The 24,217-nt window shown below is 72.5% G+C and carries 18 protein-coding genes; 14 read left to right on the top strand and 4 right to left on the bottom strand.

Annotated elements, in window-relative coordinates; genetic code table 11:
- Nucleotides 1-10 precede the first annotated feature (10 nt).
- The 12 genes from CP983_RS38160 to paaE all read left to right on the top strand — a co-directional run bounded on the left by CP983_RS38160 (nucleotide 11) and on the right by paaE (nucleotide 16,197).
- Nucleotides 11-346 (top strand): hypothetical protein, encoded by a 336-nt coding sequence (locus CP983_RS38160; protein ID WP_150504748.1) that lies wholly within the window; start codon nucleotides 11-13, stop codon nucleotides 344-346.
- The gene (locus CP983_RS38165; RefSeq protein WP_150504750.1) at nucleotides 343-735 is read left to right on the top strand and encodes a GPW/gp25 family protein; all 393 of its coding nucleotides are present in this window, start codon (nucleotides 343-345) and stop codon (nucleotides 733-735) included. Before CP983_RS38160 ends, CP983_RS38165 begins: the two co-directional genes overlap by 4 nt.
- Nucleotides 732-3,836 carry a putative baseplate assembly protein gene (locus tag CP983_RS38170; RefSeq protein ID WP_150504752.1) on the top strand — a complete coding sequence of 1,035 codons (3,105 nt, stop codon included), beginning with the start codon at nucleotides 732-734 and terminating at the stop codon, nucleotides 3,834-3,836. The genes CP983_RS38165 and CP983_RS38170 overlap by 4 nt, the downstream gene beginning before the upstream one ends.
- Entirely contained in the window at nucleotides 3,833-7,618 is a 3,786-nt protein-coding gene (locus tag CP983_RS38175) for a putative baseplate assembly protein (RefSeq protein ID WP_150504753.1), read from the top strand. Before CP983_RS38170 ends, CP983_RS38175 begins: the two co-directional genes overlap by 4 nt.
- Entirely contained in the window at nucleotides 7,618-9,813 is a 2,196-nt protein-coding gene (locus tag CP983_RS38180; protein WP_150504755.1) for a hypothetical protein, read from the top strand. Before CP983_RS38175 ends, CP983_RS38180 begins: the two co-directional genes overlap by 1 nt.
- Nucleotides 9,814-9,891: 78 nt before the next feature.
- Nucleotides 9,892-11,439, top strand: coding sequence for a DUF6519 domain-containing protein (locus CP983_RS38185; RefSeq protein WP_150504757.1), 1,548 nt, complete (start codon nucleotides 9,892-9,894; stop codon nucleotides 11,437-11,439).
- Nucleotides 11,439-12,326: a peptidoglycan-binding protein gene (locus tag CP983_RS38190; protein WP_107911789.1), complete on the top strand. Its 888-nt coding sequence runs from the start codon at nucleotides 11,439-11,441 to the stop codon at nucleotides 12,324-12,326. Before CP983_RS38185 ends, CP983_RS38190 begins: the two co-directional genes overlap by 1 nt.
- Before the next feature lie 155 nt (nucleotides 12,327-12,481).
- On the top strand, nucleotides 12,482-13,450 hold the full coding sequence (gene paaA, locus CP983_RS38195) for a 1,2-phenylacetyl-CoA epoxidase subunit PaaA (protein ID WP_125526661.1): 969 nt from the start codon (nucleotides 12,482-12,484) through the stop codon (nucleotides 13,448-13,450).
- The gene (gene paaB, locus CP983_RS38200) at nucleotides 13,447-13,740 is read left to right on the top strand and encodes a 1,2-phenylacetyl-CoA epoxidase subunit PaaB (protein ID WP_030957096.1); all 294 of its coding nucleotides are present in this window, start codon (nucleotides 13,447-13,449) and stop codon (nucleotides 13,738-13,740) included. The genes paaA and paaB overlap by 4 nt, the downstream gene beginning before the upstream one ends.
- A gap of 10 nt (nucleotides 13,741-13,750) precedes the next feature.
- Nucleotides 13,751-14,578: a 1,2-phenylacetyl-CoA epoxidase subunit PaaC gene (paaC, locus tag CP983_RS38205; protein WP_125526660.1), complete on the top strand. Its 828-nt coding sequence runs from the start codon at nucleotides 13,751-13,753 to the stop codon at nucleotides 14,576-14,578.
- Complete coding sequence (gene paaD, locus CP983_RS38210) at nucleotides 14,572-15,081, top strand: 1,2-phenylacetyl-CoA epoxidase subunit PaaD (RefSeq protein WP_150504759.1); 510 nt, start codon at nucleotides 14,572-14,574, stop codon at nucleotides 15,079-15,081. The genes paaC and paaD overlap by 7 nt, the downstream gene beginning before the upstream one ends.
- Entirely contained in the window at nucleotides 15,082-16,197 is a 1,116-nt protein-coding gene (gene paaE / locus CP983_RS38215) for a 1,2-phenylacetyl-CoA epoxidase subunit PaaE (RefSeq protein ID WP_150504761.1), read from the top strand.
- A gap of 102 nt (nucleotides 16,198-16,299) precedes the next feature.
- On the opposite strand, the gene CP983_RS38220 is transcribed toward paaE, so the two are convergent.
- Complete coding sequence (locus CP983_RS38220) at nucleotides 16,300-18,465, bottom strand: TerD family protein (RefSeq protein WP_150504763.1); 2,166 nt, start codon at nucleotides 18,463-18,465, stop codon at nucleotides 16,300-16,302.
- 166 nt (nucleotides 18,466-18,631) lie between these two features.
- On the opposite strand from CP983_RS38220, the gene CP983_RS38225 reads away from it, so the two are divergent.
- Nucleotides 18,632-19,594 carry a Dyp-type peroxidase gene (locus tag CP983_RS38225; protein WP_150504765.1) on the top strand — a complete coding sequence of 321 codons (963 nt, stop codon included), beginning with the start codon at nucleotides 18,632-18,634 and terminating at the stop codon, nucleotides 19,592-19,594.
- Between the two features lie 24 nt (nucleotides 19,595-19,618).
- On the opposite strand, the gene CP983_RS38230 is transcribed toward CP983_RS38225, so the two are convergent.
- A complete protein-coding gene (locus CP983_RS38230; protein ID WP_150504766.1) occupies nucleotides 19,619-20,011 on the bottom strand; it encodes a DUF5997 family protein in 393 nt (130 codons plus the stop codon).
- A gap of 71 nt (nucleotides 20,012-20,082) precedes the next feature.
- On the opposite strand from CP983_RS38230, the gene CP983_RS38235 reads away from it, so the two are divergent.
- The gene (locus tag CP983_RS38235) at nucleotides 20,083-20,883 is read left to right on the top strand and encodes a LysR family substrate-binding domain-containing protein (RefSeq protein WP_229914835.1); all 801 of its coding nucleotides are present in this window, start codon (nucleotides 20,083-20,085) and stop codon (nucleotides 20,881-20,883) included.
- Nucleotides 20,884-20,889: 6 nt separating this feature from the next.
- Here the strand turns inward: CP983_RS38235 and CP983_RS38240 are convergent, their stop codons facing one another.
- Both CP983_RS38240 and CP983_RS38245 read right to left on the bottom strand, forming a co-directional pair.
- Nucleotides 20,890-21,219 (bottom strand): TfoX/Sxy family protein, encoded by a 330-nt coding sequence (locus CP983_RS38240; protein ID WP_150504768.1) that lies wholly within the window; start codon nucleotides 21,217-21,219, stop codon nucleotides 20,890-20,892.
- Between the two features lie 114 nt (nucleotides 21,220-21,333).
- Complete coding sequence (locus tag CP983_RS38245) at nucleotides 21,334-24,156, bottom strand: beta-L-arabinofuranosidase domain-containing protein (protein WP_150504770.1); 2,823 nt, start codon at nucleotides 24,154-24,156, stop codon at nucleotides 21,334-21,336.
- Nucleotides 24,157-24,217: the final 61 nt, after the last annotated feature.

Here is a 24,217-nt window from a genome sequence, read left to right on the forward strand (position 1 = left end):
AATCGAAGAAATGTCCGGGAGTCTGCTCGACGCCGACGCCGTGATCGGCTGTCCGCACGGCGGCCGCGTCGCGCCCGCCACCACCGCCTCCGGCGGCGTACGCCTCGCGGGCGCCGCCGTCGCCACCGCCGCCCACAGCTACGTCGTCACCGGCTGCCCGCACACCGTCGACGGCGTGCCCGCACCGTGCGTGACGGCCCGCTGGACCGCCGACGGCACCGGCGTCACCGTCGACGGCCGGCCCGTGCTGCTCGACACCTCCGCGGCCCAGTGCTTCAGCGCGGCCCTGGTGCCACAGGGCCCACCCGTACTCCAGGCCGCGCAGCGAAAGGTCACCGTCCGATGAGCCGCCACCCGAGCGGGCGCCCCCGCAGCGACATCGCGTTCCCGTTCCGCGCCGACCGCCGGGGCCGTACCGCGCACGCCACCCGCGGCGAGCACGCCCACGACCTCATCGAGCAGCTGCTGTTCACCAGCCCCGGCGAGCGCGTGATGCGGCCCGACTTCGGCTGCGGACTCCTCGACCTGGTCTTCGCCCCGACCAGCCCGGAACTCATCAGCACCCTCGAACTCTCCGTCCAGGCCTCCCTCCAGCGCTGGCTCGGCGACCTCATCGACGTGGAGGCCCTCGACGTGATCAGCGAGGACAACGTCGTCCGTGTGTATCTGTCGTACGTCGTGCGCGCCGACGGCGCCCGGCGCGACGACGTCTTCGAAGGGAGGGCCGCGGCATGACCGGGACGACCACGACCCCCTCCCGCCGGGCCAAGGTCCGCGCCGCCCAGCTCAACGGCGTCGACGCCGTCGAGGTCTCCGACGACGGCCTGCTGCTCACCGTCGGCTTCCTCGGGAAGGCCCCGCACGGCCTCGGCCCCGAGAACGTCCGCATCGACGGCGGCCGCCGCATCACCGGCATCACCGCCGTGGACGTCAGCGTGGAGCGCGAGGAGGACCCCGAGCTCGACGACCGGCTCTACGTCACCCTCGACCGCGCCGGCGACACCTCCCGCTACCGGCTCTCCCTCGTCGAGACCGACCCGTACGGACGGCCCGGGACGGAGCCGTACCGCGGCTTCGACCAGCGCTACCACAGCGCGACCTTCGCCTTCCGGCCCGACTGCCCGACCCCCTTCGACTGCAAGGAGGACGGGCACGACGCCCCGGAGTTCCCGTCCGCGCCCGTCATCGACTACACCGCCCGCGACTACGACACCATCCGCAAGCTGCTCCTCGACCGGCTCGCGCTGACCACGCCCGACTGGGTCGAGCGCAACCCCGCCGACCTGGGCGTCACCCTCGTCGAACTGCTCGCGTACACCGGTGACCAGATCAGCTACCAGCAGGACGCGGTCGCCACCGAGGCCTACCTCGACACCGCACGGCGGCGCGTCTCCGTGCGGCGGCACGTACGGCTCATCGACTACGCCATGCACGACGGCTGCACCGCCCGCGCCTACGTCGCCGTCGAGACCGCGGGCGACCACACGCTCGCCCCGGGCACCTTCCGCTTCGCCTCCGTCGACGTGCGCACCCTCGACCCGCACGACCGCCCCGAGCCGGGCACGGTCGTCGACGAGGCCGACCTCGGCGACCTCGACGAGCGCGGCTCGGTGGAGGTCTTCGAACCCGTCGTCACCGAGGACCCGCTGGAACTGCGCGCCGCGCACAACGCGATCCGGCTGTGGACCTGGGGCGGCGAGGTCTGCACCCTGCCCAAGGGCGCCACCTCCGCCACCCTGCGCGACGAGTGGGTCGACCAGGAGACCTGCCGGGACCGCCGGCTCGACCTGCGGCCGGGCGACCTGCTCGTCCTGGAGGAGGTCAAGGGGCCGCGCACCGGCACCCCGGGCGACGCCGACCCGAGCCACCGGCAGGCCGTCCGCCTCACCTCCGTCACCCCGGCCGTCGACCGCATCGAGGACCAGCCGGTCCTGGAGATCACCTGGGTCGCCGAGGACGCCCTGCGCTTCCCGCTCTGCCTCACCACGCGCGGCGGCCGCGACTGCCTGCCGGTCGAGGACGTGTCCCTCGCCCGCGGCAACGTCGTCCTCGTCGACCACGGCCGTACGCTCCACGGGCTCCCCGAGACCTTCACCGTCCCGCAGGTCCCCGCCGAGGTCGCCCCCTGCGACGGGCCCGCCTTCGGCTGCCACGACCGCGAGGAGGGCAACGCACCCGCCCGGCTCGTCAACTCCCTCACGGACAAGGCGGAGTCCGGTGACGCACTGACCGCCGACGACGTCCGCGAACTCTTCGAGGTGGTCGGCGAGGCCGCGACCAACCGCGCCGGACTCGGCCTGGAACGCGCCGGCCAGCGCCACGAACGCGTCGTGCCCGGCACGGCGTACGCCCAGGCCGCCGCCCTGCGTACGCTGCTCGCCCAGTCCGTGTACCCGGGCATCCGGCCCCGCTTCCGCCCCGTCCTCGGACGGGCGCCCGTCACACAGGCGGTGCCGTTCCCCGAGCCGGCCACCGTCGCCGCCGGACAGGCCGCGCGGATCGGCGCGATCCCGGGGCGGGTGCGGCAGCGGCTCGTCGAGCTGTGGCGCAGCGCCCGCGACCGGGACGGCCTCGCCGACGAGGAGATCGCCGAGCTCACGGTGATCTACGGACTGCGGATCCTGGAGCGCATCGAGCTGCGCCGCCATCCCGTCCGAGCCCTGCGCGAACTGCTGTTCCGCAGCGACCAGCTGCTCGACGCCAAGCTGCGCCGCATAGAGGTCCTCACGGCCCGCGCCCGCGCCGGCACCGTCCTCGACGGGCACATCGCCTGGGAGATCGCCCACAGCTGGGGTCCCTCCTACGCTGCCGGGCTGCACCCCGAGGAGCCGGTGCTGCGGGGCTCCGCGACCGCCGCGCTCGGGCAGGACCCGCGTCGCGCCCTGCCCGCCGTACGCCTGCACGCGGGCGACGACGAGACCTGGGAACCGCGCCGCGACCTGCTCGACAGCGGCCCGCGTGACCGGCACTTCGTCGGCGAACCGGAGGACGACGGCCGGCTCGCCCTGCGCTTCGGCGACGGCCGCCACGGCACCAGGCCCACTCCCGGATCACGGCTCGCCGCGCACTACCGCCTCGGCGGCGGCATCGCCGGCAACGTCGGCGCGGAGGCCATCAACCACCTGGTCGTGCAGTCCGACTGCACGCCCCCGCCCGCCGCCGTGGTCCGCAACCCGCTGCCCGCCGTCGGCGGCACGGAACCCGAACCCGTCGAGCAGGTACGCCAGTTGGCGCCGCTCGACCTGCGCCGCACCCGGCTCCGCGCGGTCACCGCCGAGGACTACGCGGCCCTCGCCGGCGCCCTGCCCGGCGTCCGGCGCGCGGCGGCGGAACTGCGCTGGACCGGCAGCGTCCAGGAGGCGCACATCGCGGTCGACGCGCAGGGCACCGGCACCCCGTCCGCCGGCCTGCTGGCGTCGGTCGAGCAGGCCCTGGAGCCGTACCGGCGCATCGGCCACGACCTGGTCGTCGGCGCCGCGCGACTCGTCCCGCTGGACATCGCGCTCACCGTCTGCGCCGCGCCCGGACACCAGCACGGGCAGATCCTGGCCGAGCTGTACCGCGTACTCGGCAGCGGAGTGCGGGGCTTCTTCCACCCGGACGCGCTGACCTTCGGCGAGCCGGTGCGGCTGAGCCGGCTGGTCGCCGTCGCGGCCGCCGTGCCCGGCGTGGAGAGCGTCCAGGTCACCCGGCTGCGCAGGCTGTTCGAACCGGACCGAGGAGAGAAGGAGGACGGCGTGCTGCGGCTCGGCCCGCTGGAGATCGCCACCTGCGACAACGACCCGGACCGGCCGGAGAACGGCCGGCTGGCGATATCCCTGGGAGGTGCGCGATGACCGGGGTCCCGATCACGGACGACTGCGGCTGCGGCGGCGCCTGCCGCGGCGGCCACGACGAGCGTCTCGCCCCGGCCCCCGTGCACAACCCGCCCGGCCGCACCGCGCTCGACTACCGCGTCGGCGAGTACGGCTCCTTCCGCGCGGCCCTGCTCGACCGGCTCGCCTCACCCGCGTACCCGGCCCTCCGGGGCCTCACCGTGCGCACCCCCGACGACCCGGCGGTCGGCCTGCTCGAAGCCACCGCCGTCCTGGGCGACCTGCTCACCTTCCACTCCGAGCGGATCGCCGACGAGGCCTACATCCGTACGGCCAACGAGCACCGCTCCCTGGTCCTGCTCGGCCGCCTCGTCGGCCACCGCCCGCGGCCCGGCGTCGCCGCCGCCACGCACCTGGCGTACACCCTGGAGCGCGACCCGCGCGCCGAGGCGCTGCCGGTGCTGATCCCGCGCGGCGCCCGCAGTCACAGCGTGCCGGCCTCGGCCGACGAGCAGTCCCTGACCTTCGAGACCAGCCGTGACCTGACGGCCCGCTGGGACTGGAACGAGCTCAAGGTCCGCCGCAGGCGGCCCTCCCTCGTCACTCCCGCGGACCTGGAGCGCCGCTCGGAGCTCTTCGTCGAGGGCACGGCCAACTCGCTCCAGACCGGTGACCAGCTGCTCTTCGTCTTCGGCGAACAGGCGGGAGGTGAGCGCAAGTTGCTGCCGGTCGCCAAGGCGCGGGTCGACCGGGAGGACGAGATCACGGCGATCTCCCTGCCGAAGTCGGCGCCGCCGACGCTGAAGGAACTCGTCGACGAGGTACGGCGCTGGACGGCCGCGCCGGTGGCACCGGGCGAGCCGGGTGATGAGCCACCGACGCCGGAGGTACCGAACCCCCGGCCGGTCAGCCGGCTGATCGAGGACTTCGAGGACCAGGTTCTCGCGCCGCTTCGGGAGGATCTGGACGGGATCAGGAGTCCTGAGCGGCTGGCTGCGCGGCTCGCGGAGCCGGTGGCGCGGCTGGGCGAGGCCCAGGTGTTGGCGGAACCGTACGCGGACGTCGCCGCCTGGTTCGAGCAGTTGGAGGCGGTGCTTGCGGAACTCGCCGAGCGCGCCTTGGAGTTGGCACCGGCACAGAGTGATTCGTCCGCGGCGCCGCGGGGGCTTGTCGCGCAGTTCCCCGCGCCCCCAAAGGATTCGCGTGCCGCTGCTTTTGAAGCACTCGGCGCCGTGCTTCCCGCCCTGCGGGCCTCCGCCCCCGCCCCACGCGGCGGAACCGGCTCCGGGCGACCCGGTACCGACACCGCCCGGCTGCTCTCCGCCCTCAACCCCTCCCTCGGCACCCTGTACCCGGCCTGGCGCACAGCCGCCGCCCCCGGCACACCCCAGCTCCTGCGCGAACTGCTCGCCATGCGGGTCACCGCCGCCCCCTTCGGCGCCACGGCCCCGCTCAAGCCCGTCCAGGACGACCGCGGGCGGGTCATCCGCACCGCCGACTGGCCGCTCACCGGTGCCGTCCTCGCGAGCATGCGCGTCGTGTACGACACGTCGGGGCGGACGCCGGTCCGTGCCGAGTTCCAGTACGTCGAGGGCAGCAGCTCCGACCAGCGTGCGGAGAACCTGCCCGTCGCCCAGCCGCTGACCTTCCCGCTCGGCTCGGGGCAGGTCGAGCTGTCCGTGCGCTCCGGTCAGGACCGCGACCTGAACTGGCTCAACCGGCGCCCCACCGACTCCCAGGACCCCGGCGTCACGGCGCGCTTCCAGTCGGGTCTGCCCCAGCGCACCTTCTTCGTGTCCCGGCCGGACGACGAGGGCCTGGTCCACGTCGGCGTCCACAACGGCACCTCCGTGCAGGTCCCGCTGCGGCCGGGCGCGAACGAGCAGATCACGCACGGCGAGTACGAGATCAGCCTCAAGTACACGGTGGGCACGACCGAGCCCAACGTCGAGGTCGTGATCGCCAGCAAGCCGGAGCCGCTCAACCGCCGAGTCCTCCAGCTGGACACGGTCCACACCGGCATCACGGTCGGCAGCTGGGTCGCGATCCAGCGCCCCGCGAAGGGCGCCCTGGACGGTATTCCCGGCGATGCGAAGCTCGCGTTCGTCACCACCCAGGTGGTCTCGGCGCGCACGGCGGCGTACTCCAACTACGGCATCACCGGGCGCGGCACCGAACTCACCCTCGCCGACCCCTGGCTGGACGAGTTCGACGTACTGCTCTCCCACATCCGCGACACCACGGTCCACGCGGCGGGCGAGCCGCTGCGCCTCGCCGACGAACCGCTCGGCGAGGACGTGCACGGCAACGAGATCGAACTCGCCGAGCTGTACGACGGGTTGCGGCCCGGCCGCACCCTCATGGTGAGCGGCGAGCGCAGCGACATCCCTGGCACGGCCGGCGTGAAGGCCACCGAGGTCGTCGTCATCGCCGCCGCGGACCCGGCCGTCGACCCGCAACTGCCCGGCGACCACGTCCACACCCGTCTCACCCTGACCGCCGACCTGGCCCACCGCTACCGCCGCGAGACGGTCAAGGTCCTCGGCAACGTCGTCGAGGCCACCCACGGCGAGAGTCGCGAGGAGGCCATCGGCAGCGGCGACTCGGACCGGGTGAACCAGACGTTCGCGCTCTGGCAGTCCCCGCTGACCTGGCTCGCCGACGACAACCCCCTCGGCGCCACACCGGTGCTGGAGATCCGCGTCGACGGCGTCCTGTGGCACGAGGTCGACAGCCTCGCCGGACGCGGCCCCGGCGAGCGGGTCTTCATCACCGGCTCCACCGCCGACGGCCGTACGACCGTGACCTTCGGCGACGGGATCAACGGTGCCCGGCTGCCCTCCGGGCACGAGAACATCCGCGCCCGCTACCGGTTCGGCACGGGCAGGGCGGCCAACGTCGCCGCCGACCGCGTCACCCAGCCCCTCACCAGGCCGCTCGGCGTCACCCAGGTGACCAATCCGCGCCCGGCGAAGGGCGGCGCGGACGCCGACGGCCCCGGCCTGACCCGCCGGACGATCCCGCTCGCCGTCTCCGCACTGGACCGGCTGGTCTCCGAGTCCGACTACGAGGACTTCGCCCGCTCCCGCGCAGGCATCGGCCGGGCCGCCGCGCGCGAACTCTTCGACGGGCGGCGGCGAGTGCTGCACGTGACCGTCGCGGGTACGGACGACGTCCCGATCGACGGCGACTCGGACACGCTGCGCGCGCTGCGCGGCGCCCTGACCGAGTACGGGGACCTGAACCTCCCCGTCCGGGTGGACGTACGTGAACTCGTGCTGTTGCTCGTCGCCGCCAAGGTGAAGGTCGCCCCCGATCACGCGTGGGAGTTCGTGGAGCCGCGACTGCGACAGGCGCTGCTCTCCCGACTCGGCTACGAGGGGCGGGAGTTGGGCAGGCCCGCCCGCCTGTCCGACGTCCTCGCGACCGCCCACTCGGTGCCCGGCGTCGACTACGTGGACGTCGACGTCTTCACCGGCGTCCCCGCGTCCGCCACGCCCGAGGAGCTGACCGGGATCCTCACCGATCCCGGCCCGCCCAGGGCATCGGTCCCGGCGCACCCGGCGACGTACGACGAGCGGACCCACACGGTCCGCGCCGCGAACGGCGAGACGCTCTCCGAGATCTGCGCCAGGTACGGCGTTCCGCTCGCCGAACTCCTGCGCCTGAACCCCGACATCACCGACACCCGGCGCCTGCCGAAGGGCCGTTCGGTGTTCGTTTTCCGAGGCATACGCCCGGCCCGGCTCGCGATGCTGTCGCCGAAGGCCGCGGACACCCTGATTCTGACGGAGGTCAAGTGATGGCCGCGCATTCAGCGGATGCCGAGTTGGAGGCCGCGGCCCCGGTGACCGCCTCCAGGGAACCCGACGGGCTCGCCGCGCTGCTGCCCCGCTGGCACCTGCTGCGCGACGCCGAGGAGGGCGAACCGCTGCGCGCGCTGCTCGCGGTGATCGCCGAGCAGCTCGACCGGGTCCGTGACGGCGTCGAGCAGGGCTACGAGGACCTGTTCGTGGAGACGGCGGCGCCCTGGGTGCTGCCGTACCTCGGCGACCTGGTCGGCTATCGCACCCTGCCCGGCTACGAGCGGGTCCTGACGGCCGGCCTGCACGAGGGTGGCCGCGCCGCCCTCGCCGAGGCGGTCGCCCCGCGCGCCGACGTGGCCGCCACCGTCGCCAACCGCCGCCGCAAGGGCACCCTGCACCTCCTGGAGGAACTCTCCGACCAGGTCACCGGCTGGCCCGCCCGCGCCGTCGAACTGTCCCGGCAGGTCGCCCACACCCAGCCGGTGAAGCTGCACGGCGACACGGGCGTCCACCGGAGCACCCGGGGCCGGCTCGTCGACCTGCGCGACAACTCCGCCCTCGACCTGGCGGGCGGCCCCTTCGGAGCCGCGGCCCGCACGGCCGACGTCCGACGCGCCGACTCCCGTCACCGGCAGGGGGGCTGGACCCCGGCGGGCGTGGCGCTGTTCGTCTGGAGGCTGAAGGCGCACTCGCTCACCCAGTCCCCGGCGTACTGCATCGACCGCGCCCGCAACCTGTACACCTTCTCGATCCTGGGCAATGACACCCCGCTGGTCACCAAGCCGTTCCCGGAGCCGTCGCCCACGCACATCGCGACCATCGACAACGTCCCGGCATTCGTCACCCGCCGCCAACTGCACGACCGGCTCACCGACTACTACGGCCCCGGCAAGAGCCTCGTCATCCGGCGCGACGGCGAGGACCAGCCCGTACCGCCGCAGGACATCGTGGTCGCCGACCTGTCCGACTGGCGCTACCGGCCCAGGCGCGGGCAGGTCGCCGTCGACCCGGAGCTCGGGCGGATCGCGTTCGGGTCGAGGTCGGCGCCCCGGCAGGGCGTGTGGGTGGACTACCACCACGCGTCCGGCGCGGACATGGGCGGCGGCGAGTACGACCGCCCCGACCGCGAGCCGCGACCCGAGGCGGACGTCTACCGGGTCGGGCCCGGACAGCAGTACCGGCAGATCATGGACGCCTACCGGGCCTGGCAGCACGACCGGCGCGCCGACCGGACCGGCCCCGACGGCATCATCGAGATCACGCACAGCGGCGCCTACCAGGAGCAGCTGGACTTCGACCTCGACCCCGGCGACCGCCTGGAGGTCCGCGCGGCCGAGGGCACCCGCCCCGTGATCCGCCTGCTCGACTGGTACAGCAACCGGCCGGACGCCCTCAACATCCGTGCCGTGTCGGAGGACTGCGCCCCGCACGAGCGGCCCCGCATCGTCCTCGACGGTCTGCTGGTCGCCGGCCGCGGCATCAACGTCACCGGCCCCATGGGCGCCGTCGTCGTACGGCACTCCACGCTCGTGCCCGGCTGGTCGCTGGAGCCCGAGTGCGATCCGCACTCGCCCGAGGAACCCAGCATCGTCCTGGAGCGCACCACCGCGTGCCTCCAGATCGAGCACAGCATCCTCGGCACCATCGAGGTCATCGGCGACGAGGTGAGCGAGGACCCCCTCGACATCCACCTGCGCGACAGCATCCTCGACGCCACCGGCCCCGGCCGCGAGGCCCTCTCGGCGCCGGACTGCCGCCACGCCCACGCGGTGCTGCACCTGCACCGCACCACGGTCATCGGCGAGATCTTCACCCACGCCGTGGAGATCGCCGAGAACTCGATCCTCACCGGCCGCCTCCACGTGGCCCGGCGCGGCATCGGCTGCATCCGATACTCGTACGTGCCGCCGGGGTCGCGCACCCCGCGCCGGTTCCGCTGCCGGCCGGACCTCGCCGGGCCCGAACAGGCCGGTCGGGTACGGCCGTTGTTCAGCTCCGAGCGCTACGGGACGCCCTGGTACGGGCTGTTGGCCGACCGGTGCGCCGAGGAGATCCGGCGCGGCTCGGACGACGGCGCCGAGATGGGCGCCTTCCACGACCTGTACCGGCCGCAGCGCGAGGACGGCCTCAGGGCGCGGCTCGCGGAGTACACCCCGGCGGGCACCGACGCCGGGATCTTCTTCGTGACGTGAGGCGGGACATGAGCCAAGACATGAGCGCCGTCGCCGTAAGCCCCACCCGCACTTTCCTGAACCAGGGGGACCCCCTTCATGCACGCTGATCTCTCCCGCCTCACGTTCCGCCCCCAGCGGCGGTACTCGGCGGTCATCGCCCAGCAGGGCCGCGTCCAGCTCGACGCCGACATCAACGAGCAGACCGCGATCCAGCTGCACCAGGCCCGCACCCTCGCCGCCGACCTGATCGGCCGGCACGGCGGACCGCGCGACGCCGCGGGCTTCAAGATTCAGTACGTCGGCGGCAAGCACGACATCGACACCCTCCACATCCAGGGCGGCCGGTACTACGTCGACGGCATCCTCCTCGACGCGACCCGCCCGGTGCCCGGCGTGCCGGTCCCTGACGAGGACGCCGAGGAGCAGGAGAGCGCGGCGCCGCCCGCGTACTGGACCTACTGGGACCAGCCCGACGGCTTCCGCGACCCGGAGAAGCCCGGCGACCGGCTGCCCTCGCCCGCGCAGACGCCGTTCCTGGTCTACCTGAGCGTGTGGGAGCGCGCCGTCTCCGCCGCCGAGGACCCCGCCCTGCGCGAGGTCGCCCTCGGCGCCGCGATGCCGGACACCGCGGCCCGCGTGAAGGTCGTCTGGCAGGTGCTGCCGCTGTCGCTGGCCGCGCTGGAGATCGAGGACGAGGACCCGTCCAAGGAGGTCGTGCGGGCCGCCTTCGACAAGTGGGCGCAGAAGCAGGCCGCGCCGAACGCGCGCCTGGCCGCCCGCAGCGAGCGGCCCGACCACGCCGACGAGGACCCCTGCCTGGTCAAGCCGGACGCCCGCTACCGCGGCCAGGAGAACCAGCTGTACCGCGTGGAGGTGCACGCGGGCGGCGAGGCCAAGGACGCCACCTTCAAGTGGTCCCGCGAGAACGGCTCGGTGGTCTTCCCCGTCGACGAACTCGACGGCACCTGGGTGCAGCTGGCCTCCCTCGGCCACGACGACAAGCTGGACCTGGACGTCGGCGACCACGTCGAACTCGTCGACACCGCCTACGCCTCCCGCCTCGAGCCCCTGCCCCTGCTGCGGGTCGAGGAGCTGGACCTGCCGGGCCGCCGCGTCCGCCTCAGCGCCGAGCCCGACCCGTCCGTCGGCCGGCTGCCGCATCTCAACCCGTTCCTGCGCCGCTGGGACCACCATGAGGGACCGCGGCGGAAGGGCCGTACGACCGCTCTGAAGGGCGGGGCCGTCCCCGTCGCGGAGGGAGAGTGGCTGCCGCTGGAGGACGGGGTCGAGGTGTACTTCGCCAAGGGTGCCGCGTACCGCACCGGCGACCACTGGATCATCCCCGCCCGCACCGCCACCGGCGGCGTCGAGTGGCCCGCGGACGCGGCCCGGCGTCCGCTGCTCCAGGGGCCCTCCGGCATCGTGCGCGGCTTCGCGCCGCTCGCGCTGGTCAAGGGCGAGGGCGGCACCGTGGACCTGCGCCTGGCCTTCAACCCGCTGGCGAGCAGTGTTCCGGCGGCGGACGAGGCGACGCTCGCGGCCGAGGAACAGGCCCGCCGCGAGGAGCAGCTGGCGGAGGACCCGTCCGGCGGGAGGTCGCAGACGACTGCGGATGCCGAGGCCGCGGCGGAAGGAGACGAGTGATGGCGAAGCCCCTGAGCGCGTCCAAGCTGGTGGAGATCCTGCGCAAGGAGGGCCTCACGGTCCACGAGGTCCGCAGCTGGCGCACCCACAACCGCAACAGCAAGGGCCCCTGGGGCCCGGTGAACGGCGTGATGATCCACCACACCGTCACCAAGGGCACCGAGAACTCGGTGAGCATCTGCTACAACGGCTATTCCGGCCTGCCCGGCCCGCTGTGCCACGGCGTCATCGACAAGCAGGGCCACATCCACCTCGTCGGCAACGGCCGCGCCAACCACGCCGGCCTCGGCGACAGCGACGTCCTGCGCGCGGTGATCAACGAGTCGAAGCTGCCGCACGACAACGAGGCCGACACCGACGGCAACGCCCACTTCTACGGCTTCGAGTGCGTCAACCTCGGCGACGGCAAGGACCCCTGGCCCGAGGTGCAGAAGGAGGCCATCGAGAAGGTCTCCGCCGCGATCTGCCGCCACCACGGCTGGAGCGAGCGCTCGGTGATCGGGCACAAGGAGTGGCAGCCCGGCAAGCAGGACCCGCGCGGCTTCACCATGGACGGCATGCGCAAACGGATCGCGCAGCGCCTCAAGGGCGGGGGAGGGGGAGCGCCCGAGCCGGACCCCAAGCCCGCTCCCAAGCCCAGGCTGGAGCCCTTCCCGGGCAGCGGCTTCTTCCACATCGGGCAGAAGTCCCCGATCATCACCGCGATGGGCCGCCGCCTGGTCGCCGAGGGCTGCGGCCGCTACGAGGAGGGTCCGGGCCCGGAGTGGACCGAGGCCGACCGCCGCTCCTACACCGCCTGGCAGCACAAGCTCGGCTTCAAGGGCAAGGACGCGGACGGCATCCCCGGCAAGGTCAGCTGGGACCGGCTGAAGGTGCCCAACGTGTGACGGTCGCGCGCGTGCGCCGAAACGGCCCAGGTACCCCACGGGGGTGTCCTGGGCCGTTCTCGCGCGCTTGAAGGCCTCTCGAAGGCTCTTGCTCCTGTGGCGGAAACACGTCACACTGAATACCGAACGAATGGTCGGTTGGGAAGCGGGAATCGATGACGACTTCACACTCCGCCGAGGCGCCTGCCGAGGAGCCGCTCCAGGAGCACTTCGACGCGACGATCTCGCGTGACCAGCGGATCGAGCCGCGCGACTGGATGCCGGAGGGCTACCGCAAGACGCTGATCCGGCAGATCGCGCAGCACGCCCACTCGGAGATCATCGGCATGCAGCCCGAGGGCGAGTGGATCACCCGCGCCCCGTCGCTGCGCCGCAAGGCCATCCTGTTCGCCAAGGTCCAGGACGAGGCCGGGCACGGGCTGTACCTGTACTCGGCGGCGGAGACCCTGGGCGCGGACCGCGCCGACCTGACCGACCGGCTGATCGAGGGCCGCCAGAAGTACTCGTCGATCTTCAACTACCCGACCATGAGCTTCGCCGACGTCGGAGTGATCGGCTGGTTCGTGGACGGCGCCGCGATCTGCAACCAGGTGCCGCTGTGCCGCAGCTCCTACGGGCCGTACGCACGCGCGATGGTGCGGGTCTGCAAGGAGGAGTCGTTCCACCAGCGGCAGGGCTACGAGCTGCTGATGACGATGATGCGCGGCACCGAGGCCCAGCGCGAGATGGTGCAGGACGCCGTGAACCGCTGGTGGTGGCCCTCGCTGATGATGTTCGGGCCGCCCGACGAGAACTCACCCAACTCGGCGCAGTCGATGGCCTGGAAGATCAAGCGGCACAGCAACGACGAGCTGCGTCAGCGCTTCGTCGACATGACGGTCCCGCAGGCCGAGAAGCTCGGCGTCACCCTGCCCGATGCGGAGCTGCGCTGGAACGCCGAGCGCGGCCACCACGACTTCGGCACCCCCGACTGGTCGGAGCTGATGCGGGTCATCAAGGGCGACGGACCGTGCAACGCCCAGCGGATGGAACGGCGCAGGAGCGCCCACGAAGAGGGCGCCTGGGTGCGGGAGGCGGCCACCGCCCACGCCGCCAAGCGCGTGGAGAAGGGAGCGGCGGCATGAGCGCCGACAAGAAGGACTGGCCGCTGTACGAGGTGTTCGTACGGGGCAAGCGCGGGCTGAACCACGTCCACGTGGGCTCGCTGCACGCCGCCGACGACCGCATGGCGCTCACCCACGCCCGTGACCTGTACACCCGCCGCAACGAGGGCGTCAGCATCTGGGTCGTGCGCTCCGAGCACATCGCCGCCTCCACGCGCGACGAGAAGGACCCCTTCTTCGCGCCCAGCGCCGACAAGGTCTACCGTCACCCGACGTTCTACGACATCCCCGACGACGTCCCCCACATCTGAAGGAGAGGGCATGAGTGACGACCACGTCTACATGACCCTCGCCGAGGGACACGAGGACGACACCCGCTGGGCCTACGGCACCGGCTTCGAGGACCCGCTGCACGGCGTGGACACCACCGTCCCCGAGGGCATCGACGCCGCCCAGCTGGCCGCCGTCTGCGTCGCGCTGGCCGACGACGCGCTGGTGTCGGCCCAGCGCCTCGCCGAGTGGATCACCCGCGCCCCCGAGCTGGAGGAGGAGGTGGCGCTCGCCAACATCGGCCTCGACCTGCTCGGCCAGGCCCGCCTGCTGTACTCCCGCGCCGGCCAGGCCGACGGCACCGGCCGCGACGAGGACGCCTACGCCTACTTCCGCGACCCCGCCGACTTCCGCAACGTACGCCTGGCCGAACTGCCCTGCGGCGACTTCGCGTTCTCGATCGTGCGGCTGCTGGTGCTGTCCAGCTGGCGCCTCGCCCACTTCGAGCGGCTGGCCTCCCACCCAGACCCCGTGCTCGCGGCCATCGCAGCGAAGGGCGTCAAGGAGCTCGCCTACCACCGGCAGTACGCCGCCGAGTGGGCCGTTCGCCTCGGCGACGGCACGGAGGAGTCCCACCGCCGGATGCGCCGGGCCCAGGAGCAGGTCGCCCCCTACATCGGCGAGCTGTTCACGGCGTACGACGTGCGCGACGAGGTGGTCGCGGACATCCGCCAGGTCACCGCGGCGGCCGGACTGCCCATGCCGGTGTACCGTCCGCTGCCCGGATCCGGCCGCGACGGCGAGCACACCGAGCATCTCGCCCCACTGCTCGCCGAGTTGCAGGGCGTCGCCCGTGCCCACCCGGAGGCGACATGGTGACCACCCTGCTCGACGCCCGCCGCGCCCGGCACATCGCCGCGACCGTGCCGGACCCCGAGCTGCCCATGCTCACCCTGGCCGACCTGGGCGTCCTGCGGGACGTGGCGCTGACCGAGGACGGCACGGTGGTCGCGAGCCTCACCCCGACCTACTCCGGCTGCCCGGCCATGGCCGAGATGCGGGCGGACGTCGCGGCGCGGCTGCGGGACGCGGGGTACGCGCGTGTGGAGATCCGTACGGTCCTCGACCCGCCGTGGACCAGTGACTGGATCACCCCGGCCGGCCGCCGCAAGCTCACCGAGCACGGCATCGCCCCGCCCGGCCCCGCCCCGCGCGGCGGCCCCGTCGCGCTCGTGCTGTCGCCCACCCGGCACGCGGTGACCTGCCCGCGCTGCGGCTCGGGGGACACCGAGGAGACCTCCCGCTTCGCGGCCACCTCCTGCAAGGCGCTGTGGCGCTGCCGGGACTGCCGCGAGCCGTTCGAGTACGTCAAGGAGATCTGAATGGAAGGCGTCACCGAAGCACGGACGGCCGCCGGTCCGCGCCCGCGCATCCGCCGCCGTCCGGCCTTCCACCGGCTGCGCGTGGCCGCGGTCCAGCCCTTGTGCGCGGACGCGGTGGCCGTCGGCTTCGACATCCCGGCGGAACTGGCCGAGGAGTTCGCCTTCGAACCGGGCCAGTCGCTGACGCTGCGGCGCGAGATCGACGGCCGCGACGAACGGCGGTCGTACTCGATCTGCTCCCCGGTGGGTTCGAGCCCCCGCATCGGCGTACGGGTCGTGCCCGGCGGGCTGTTCTCGTCCTGGCTGGTCGAGGACGTGCGCCCCGGCGACACCGTCGAGGTCATGGCGCCCACCGGCGCCTTCACCCCCGACCTGAGCACACCCGGCCACCACGTGCTGATCGCCGCGGGCTCCGGCATCACGCCGATGATGTCCATCGCCGAGTCCGTGCTGGCGGCCGACTCCCGCTCGACGGTCACCCTGTTCTACGGCAACCGCCGCAGCGGCACGGTGATGTTCGCCGACGAGCTCGCCGACCTGAAGGACCTCCACCCGACCCGGTTCCAGCTCGCCCACGTGCTCTCCCGCGAGCCCCGCGAGGCCGAGGTGCTCTCCGGCCGGATCGACGCCGAGCGGCTCGCGACCCTCGTCGAAGCGCTGGTCGACGTGACCAACGCCGATCACTGGTGGCTGTGCGGACCGCACGGCATGGTCCGGGACGCGCAGAGCGTGCTGGCGGACCTCGGGGTGCCGGGCGAGCGGGTGCACCAGGAGCTGTTCTTCGCCGACGACGAGCCCGTGCGGGAGGTGCACCACGAGGAGGCAGGGCCGCAAGGGCCCGTCAGCCAGGTCACCATCACCCTCGACGGCCGCTCCACGACCGCGGCCCTGTCGAGGGAGCGCAGCATCCTCGACGGAGCCCAACGCACGCGCCCCGACCTGCCGTTCGCCTGCAAGGGCGGTGTCTGCGGCACCTGCCGGGCACTGGTCACCGACGGAAAGGCCGACATGCGGCGCAACTTCGCGCTGGAGCCGGCCGAGGTCGACGCGGGCTATGTGCTGACCTGCCAGTCGTACCCGGTGTCCGAGACGCTGACGGTCGACTACGACAGCTGAGCCGTCGGGAAGAGTTGAGTGGCGAGGAAAGCGAAAGGACTATTTCAAGAAGGATTTGAGAAGGAAGTCCCTTCATGGCCTCGCCACGGCCGACTCTAACAGTCAGTCCGGGATCAGGTCGCGCAGATTTTCGGGTACGACGATCCGCGACTCCGGGTGCAGCCCCTCGGGCCGCTGAAGGCCGATGTAGGTGACCGGACCCTCCGGGAGCGTGCCGCCGTCCCAGACGGTCGTCGTAGTGGCGTCCATCAGGCCCGTCAGATAGCGCACCGTCAGCTGCTCGCGCTCCACGATGCCGCGCAGCAGCGTCGCCACCGACACCCGGTTGCCCTCGACCCGGTTGGCCGCCGGCGCGCCCCTCAGGTACAGGTGCAGCCACTTGGCACGCCACCGCCCGTCGGGACCGCGCCGGAACGCCAGCGGCAGCGCGACCCGGCCCGGCCCGCGAAGCCCGGACTTCATGCGCACGGTACGCGGCTCGAACGGGCGGCCCCGCTGCTCCGCGTCCCGCAGCATGAACCCGAAGAACGACTCGTCGACCTCCTCGAAGCCCTCCCCGGCGAAGATGTTGACCTGCGGGACGATGTACTCCCCGCGCACGGCGCCCAAACGCAGGTCGATGAACTCCGAGGCGCCGTCGGGGGCTTCGGTGATGTCACCGGAGTGCTCGCCCTCGAGGTCCTTGAGGTTGGTGTACGCCAGCCAGCAGACCGTCGCGAATTCCGCGTCCAGCATCAGCGCCGACAGGTCGTAGTCGGTGCGGTGGGCGGCCTGCTTCCAGTACACGAAGAAGCGCAGCAGCTCACCGTCCACGGGCGACACCGAGCCGCGGGGCAGCACGCCGAGCCCCGCCGCGGCCGCCCTCCCGCTGAGCGGCAGCGCGACGTCCAGGGCGTCCGGGTCGATCAGCAGATGGCCCGGGTCCGGCAGCCGGCGGCGCAACTCCTCGTCCAGTACGGCGATCAGCCGCTCCCGCTCGGGCGGCAGCACCGGCGGACGCTCGTCCTCGGTGACCCAGGCCCGGCCGAGCCGGTTCACGAACACGCGCATCTCGCCCGTGTCCTGCGCGCGGTTGGCCAGGTGCTCGCGCACGGACAGCAGGACCCGCCCGGAGACCTCGCCCACGACCTCCTCGGCGGCGGCCACCACCGAGTCCCGCTCCTCCTGGTCGAGCGCCATGCGCAGCAGCCGGTCCAGCGCGCGGAACAGCTTGCCCGGCGCCGACTTCAGCACCTTCACCGCGCCGGTGACGTCGTGCATGCCGAGCAGTTCCTCGACCCGGCCGTCGAAGGAGGGCGCCCGCTTCTCCCCGCGCGCGACCGCGAACACGTCGGCGGCGTGCGGCCACCGCGGGTACTCGTGCGGGTGCAGCCGCTCGCCCAGCCGCTTCCACGCCTCGCGATGGACCCGGACGTCCGCGAGCTTGGCGGGCGAGGCCGCCACCACCGAGTCCAGGCCCGCAAGCAGGGCGCGGCGCAGCGGCCGGGACAGCTTCCGGAACCGGGTCGGCCCGACCAGGGTCACATCGCCGTCCGACAACGCGCAGGCCAGCCGCAGCACATCGGTGACGGTGTCCAGCAGCGGCTGCGCACCGGCCCGCAGCCGGGCCCGGTTGAGCACGGCACGGTTCTCCCGGACCGGGATCGACTCGGGCTGCGGCCCGTCCACGCACACCCGGGCCAGCTTGTCGAGGTCACGCAGCGCCTCCTCGCCCAGCGGCGTGCTGCTGCCCGCCAACGCCAGGTACAGGGCGCCGACTTCCTCGTCCGGGTCGCCGCCGAGGTGCAGGACCGTCATCCGGTCGCCGGCCGCCACGATCAGCTCGTCGTGGTGGCCGAGCATCTCGGCGTACGTGTGCTGGTAGCGGCCGTACGACGGCAGGGTCAGCAGGTCGACTACCCCTTCGCCCAGCTGCTCCAGGACGCTGTCCCGCGCCCCGTCGTCGGCGAGCGCTCCGGCGATGCAGCGCATCCAGAAGTCGTACGTGTCCGGCACGTTGGCCGGGAAGTCGACGAAGTAGACGTTGTGCGCCACATGGTCGCCGACCATCTCGCGCACGGTGCCCAGCGTCCGCACGGCGGTGTCGACGACCGTGCCCTCGCCGAGCCCCGACAGTCGCTCCAGCAGCTCGGCCGAGAGCTTGAAGCCCACGGACATCAGCGCGGCGTCGAACTGCCGCGCCGCCACGGCGCCTTCACCGGCCGGGCCGGTGGGACGGGGGAGACGAAGGGTGTGCCGGACTACCAGGGGTTCGAGGCGGTGGACCATGCCGGGATGATCCCAGACCCGCACGAGCGTTCGCATGCGGGTTTTTGCGCCCGAACCCGTCGATCTCACCTCGCACACGCGCCAGAAGTGCGGGTATTCGCCGGGTATCGTTCCCGGCCCGGCCGGGCATCGTTAGGTGGCGGGGAACGAGGGTGAGAGGGGAACCATGCCGTCATCCAAGCCGTCGTCCATACGGTCGGCCGGCGCACTGCCGCAGCCGGTGCTCAGTCAGCCGGCACCCGTCGCGGTGTTCCTGGTGGTCACGATCGAACCCGGGGGCGAGAGCGCGGTACGCGATCTGCTGTCCGGGCTCGCGGGTCTGGTACGAGCCGTCGGCTTCCCCAGCCCGGACGGAGGGCTGTGCTGCGTGGCCGGCGTCGGATCCTCGGCCTGGGACCGGCTCTTCGAGGGCCCGCGTCCCCGACAGCTGCATCCCTTCGAGGAGTTGGAGGGCCCCCGGCACCGGGCCGTGGCCACCCCGGGCGATCTGCTCTTCCACATCCGCGCCGCCCGCACGGATCTGTGCTTCGCCCTGTCGGCGGAGATCATGAAGCGGCTGCGCGGCGCGGTCACCGTCCAGGACGAGGTACAGGCCTTCGCCTACTTCGACTCCCGTAACCTTCTCGGCTTCGTCGACGGCACCGAGAACCCGGTCGGCCCGGCCGCGGCCGACGCGGCGATCGTCGGTGACGAGGACGCCGCCTTCCTCGGCGGCAGCTACGCGATCGTGCAGAAGTACGTGCACGACGTCGACGCCTGGGAGGCCCTCGCCGTGGAGGCCCAGGAGAAGGTGATCGGGCGCTCCAAGCTGACCAACATCGAGCTCGACGTGCCCGGCTCCCACATCGACGTGAACACGGTCACCGGACCGGACGGGGAGGAGCTGGAGATACTGCGGGGCGCCATGCCGTTCGGCAGGCCCGGTCACGGAGAGTTCGGTACGTACTTCATCGCCTACGCCCGGACCCCCGACATCCCGGAGGCCATGCTCCGCAACATGTTCGTGGGCGGCCCCGAATCGGGCCCGGACCCGATCCTCGACTACTCGCAGGCCGTCACCGGGACCCTGTTCTTCTGCCCGTCGGCCACCTTCCTGGAGGCGGTCCCGGAAGAGGCCGACACGTACTGACCTGCCGGGACGGCCCGGCCGGGATCAGGGCTGCTGCGCCTCGCGCTCGGCGTCCCGCTTCTTGATCCGGGCCGTCTCCTTGCGGACCTCGGCCTGAGTGGCGCGCTCCTTGGCCAGCCACTCGGGCTGCTCCTGCTTGAGCGCCTCGATCTGCTCGGTGGTCAGGGGCTCGGTGACACCGCCGCGGGCCAGGCCCGCGATGGAGACGCCGAGCTTCGCCGCGACCACCGGGCGGGGGTGCGGGCCGTCGCGTCGCAGGTCGAGCAGCCACTGCGGAGGGTCGGCCTGCAGGGTGTTCAGTTCCGCGCGCGTGACGACCCCCTCCCGGAACTCGGCGGGGGTGGCTTCGAGGTACACACCCAGCTTCTTCGCCGCGGTCGCGGGCTTCATGGTCTGGGTGCTTTGGTGCGACGTCATGGTCCCAAGGGTATCGAGTGCGTGAACGCCCGCCGACCACGCCCGTCGGCCACGCCCGGTAACCTGGCCAGGTGACAGGCTCGGAAGCACCCCCGCCCACCCCGCAGGCAGCGCCGGCGTTCCGGCTCGCGTACGTCCCGGGAGTGACCCCCGCGAAGTGGGTGCGGGTCTGGCAGGAGCGCTTCCCCGACGTACCTCTCGGCCTCCACGCGGTGACCGCGGCCGAGGCGTCCGACCTGCTCCGGGAGGGCGGGGCCGACGCCGGTTTCGTACGGCTTCCGGTGGACCGTACGTTCTTCAGCGCGATCCCCCTCTACACCGAGACCACGGTCGTGGTCGTCCCCAAGGACCACGTGATCGCGGCGGTCGAGGAGGTCACCGTCGAGGACCTGGCCGACGAGGTCGTCTTCCACCCCCTCGACGACGTCCTCGACTGGGAGCGGCCACCGGGGGAGCCCGCCTTCGAGCGGCCCGCGACCACCGCGGACGCCGTCGAGCTGGTCGCGGCGAACGTCGGCCTACTCGTCGTGCCCCAGTCGCTGGCCCGACTCCACCACCGCAAGGACCTCACCTACCGGACGCTGGTCGACGCCCCCCAGTCGAGCGTCGCCCTGTCCTGGCCGGAGGAGGCGACCACCGACCTCGTCGAGGACTTCATCGGCGTCGTCCGCGGCCGCACGGTCAACAGCACCCGGGGCCGTACGACGGCCCAGAGCACGTCCGCCCCGGAGCAGCCGAAGCGCAAACGCCCGGAGACCGCGGGCAGCGCACGCCGGCAGCCCGGCTCAGGCCGACGGAGCGGTGCCACCGGCGGCAAGGGTGCCAAGGGAACCAAGAGCACCGGCCGGGGCAAGCCCCGCCGCAGGTCGTAGCGGGGTTCACTTCGGCGGCAGACCCGCCGCGAAGGCACGCCCCTCCTCGATCCAGGCCCCGAGCACGTCGTCCTCCGCGAGGGCGTCACCGGCGACCAGGATCCAGCCCTTCATGGGCCGGCCCGTCATGTCGAAGATCCGTGTGCCCGGCCTGGCCAGGGCGGCCTCGGTGCCGTCCGGACCGACCCGGACCATCAGGTCGTCGCCGCTCACGCCGACGGCCATGTTCCCGTGCACCAGGAACGCGATACCGCCGAACATCCGCTTCTCGGTGATCTCCGGCCGACCCCCGAGCCGCTCCCGGATCCGCTGGGCGAGCCCTTCGTCGTAAGCCATGACGCCCTCACTCGGTGGGTGATGTGAGCCCGTGCTCCGGATGGCTCCGCCTCCAGGATCCCCGCACCGGCCGCCGGGCGCGCGGCGCGGGGATCCCGTCGGGCGCGCGGCGGCTCAGGGGGCGTACGTGGCCTGCTGGGCCGTACGGATGACCGTCTGCCCGTCGCCCTGGCCGAGCAGGCCCGCGCTCACCCAGGCGTTCACCGTGGACCGCACCCGTGCGACCAGCGCGCCCTTCCCGGTGAAGGGGGCCCCGGCCCAGATCTCGTCCAGCAGGGTGGTGCCGTCGGGCTTAGCGGGGTTGGTGATGCCGGAGTCGGAGTTGCCGAGGATCACCCGGGGTTCGGAACGCCGGAAGTAGGCGTGGGTGGGGTCCTCCGTGCCCTCGAAGAAGGGGGCGAACTCGGTGCCGCCGAGGGTGAAGTGGAGTGGTTTGCCGGCGATCGGGGTGAGCGAGGGCAGCAGGTCGCCGGAGAGACCGGCGTTGCGGTAGAGGCCCAACTGGAGATAGCTGGTCGCGGAGTTGCGGCCGACGAGGTTGATCGGGCCGTAGAAGAGCGATTGCAGGGACCGGTCGTCGAGGGCCTTCTCGACTCGGAGGCGGAACGGCATGGAGATCCTCACCGTGTCGCCGCTCCGCCAGGTCCGGGACACCGTGAAGTAGCTCCCCGGCACCGGAGTGCCGCTCACTGCACTGCCGTTGACGGTCACCCGGAATCCGGCGGTCGCCCACGACGGCACCCGCAGCCGCAGGGCGAAGGCCGAGCCGGCGCCTCCGAAGGTGAGCGTGGTGCCCTGCTCGCGCGGGAAGGACGTGGTCTGAATGACCGTCACACTCTTTTCGTCCCAGCTCAGTTGGGACGGGCTGTACAGGTTGACGTACAGGGCACTGCCGTCGGCGGCCTTGAAGTACACCGAGTCCTGGTACTTGGTGGCGCTCTCCATGCCCGTGCCCTCGCAGCAGGTCGTGCCCTGCTTGGGCGTGTAGTCGCGCACATGCCCCGGCGTGAGCCCGATGAAGTACGTGACGAGCGGCTTCTCGGCGTCGGCCTTGTCCTGCTTGGAGCCGAGGACCTGGTTGTACAGGGCCCGCTCGTAGTAGTCCATGTATTGCGGCCGCTGCTCGTGGAAGAACAGGGTCCGGCTCAGCTTCAGCATGTTGTACGCGCAGCACGTCTCCGCGTCGGTGTCGCTGATCGTGCCCGCGATCACGCCGCGCGCCTTCCAGAACTCGGCGGTGCTGGTGCCGCCGATGCCGTACATGCGGTGCGGCACGACCATGCCCCAGAAGTTGCGGGCGGCGTCGAGATAGCGGGCCTCGCCGGTCGCGTCGTACAACCGCAGGTACCCGGTGAAGATCGGTATGTGCTGGTTGGCGTGCAGCCCGTCGAGGATGTCGGTGCCGGTGGCGCAGTTGTCGATGAGCCGGTCGAGGTCGAACAGCCGGGCCAGCGCGAGGTGTTCGGCCTTGCGGGTGATCGAGTGCAGATCGCAGACCGCCTCCACGATCCCGCCGAACTCACCGCTGGAGAACAGCCCCCACATGCGCTGGAGCGTGGCCTCGGGCAGCTTGGACAGGCGTGAGTACATCCAGTCGCACATGCCGGACGCGAGATCGAGGGCCCGGGTGTCCCCGGTGGCGAGGTAGGCGTCCAGCACACCCCGGAGGATCTTGTGCGCGGTGTAGTACGGCGCCCACACCTTGGTGTAGTCGCTGGTGGTCCTCGACTCCAGGTCGATGAACTGCGTCTCCGGATACGCCGCCAGGAACCCGGGGTGGCTGGGCCCGCCCCAGGTCCGGCGCAGGGTGGCGGCCAGGCCGCGTCCGGAGGCGTCGGCGAACGTCCCGCCCGAGGTCTCGTCGAAGGCGTACGACGCCAGGTCGCCGCGCGCGGCGGACACATCTGCCGCCCGCGCGCCCTGCAACTCGGTGATCTCGGCGGCGCTCAGGGCGCGCGACCAGATGTTGAACTCGTCGTAGGCGCCCGCGAAGACGGGGTCGGCGGCGAAGTTGGAGCGGCCGAGCCAGTTGTTGGCGAGGGTGCCGAGCGCGGCCGGGGTGAGGGTCATCGCCGTGTTCCGGGCCACGGCGGAGCCGTTGACGTACAGCGTTCCGGTGCCGCCGCCGATGGTGACGGCGAGGTGGCTCCACCGGCCGAGCGGCAGCGCGGCGGTGCCGTCGAGGCCCTGCTCACCGCCGGGCCCGCTGCTCGTGACGGCGAAGCGCGGCACACCGTTCGCGTTGCGGGCGGCCAGGTACAGGTAGCGGGTGTCGTTGTCGCCGAAGTCGAAGACCCGCGCCCAGTTCGCGTCGTGCGCGGGCTTCACCCAGGCGGACAGGGTGATCGCCGGGGCGCCTCCGAGTACGGCGGCGGGGAGGTCGACGTACCGGTAGGAGCCGCGGACGTTCTCGGCGGCCGTGCCGAACCTGCCGGCGACGCTCAGCACGGCCGGGTCCCCGCGCAGCGCGGCCCGTACCTCGGTCAGCGCCCCGATCATGGTGCCGATCCGGTCCGTGAACACCTGCTCGCCCGTACCGGCGTACGCCTGCGCCAGCATGGTCAGGAAGTGCCCGGTGTAGTGCCCGCGCAGATTGCCATTGGCCTCGCCGTCCAGCCCCTCCCAGCCGCCGGGCGCGACGGCGCCGCCCGTCGCGAGGCCGGCGTTGGCCCGGAACACCTGGAGCAGCCGGTTCACGTCGTAGCCCCGGGCGTGATCGAGCATCAACTGCCGCTTGTCGGCGAAGAGTCCGGGCCGCAGGGCCACGTCGTCCAGGGCGAACGGCTGCACGGACCAGGCGGTCGGGACGGCGGTCACGGCCTGCGCCTCCTGAACGGCGGCCGCTGCCCGGCCGGTTGCCGTGTGGCTGATCGCGGGGGCCGCCGCGGTGAGCGCGGCGGCCCGGAGAAGGAATCTTCTGGAGAGGGGCGGTGCCATGGGTGCTCCTCCACGCAGGGATCGCTCTGTTCGTAATCACGAACAGTGTGCGAATGGTCGA

Origin of the sequence: Streptomyces chartreusis, from assembly GCF_008704715.1 — a bacterium.
GTDB classification, from domain to species: domain Bacteria; phylum Actinomycetota; class Actinomycetes; order Streptomycetales; family Streptomycetaceae; genus Streptomyces; species Streptomyces chartreusis.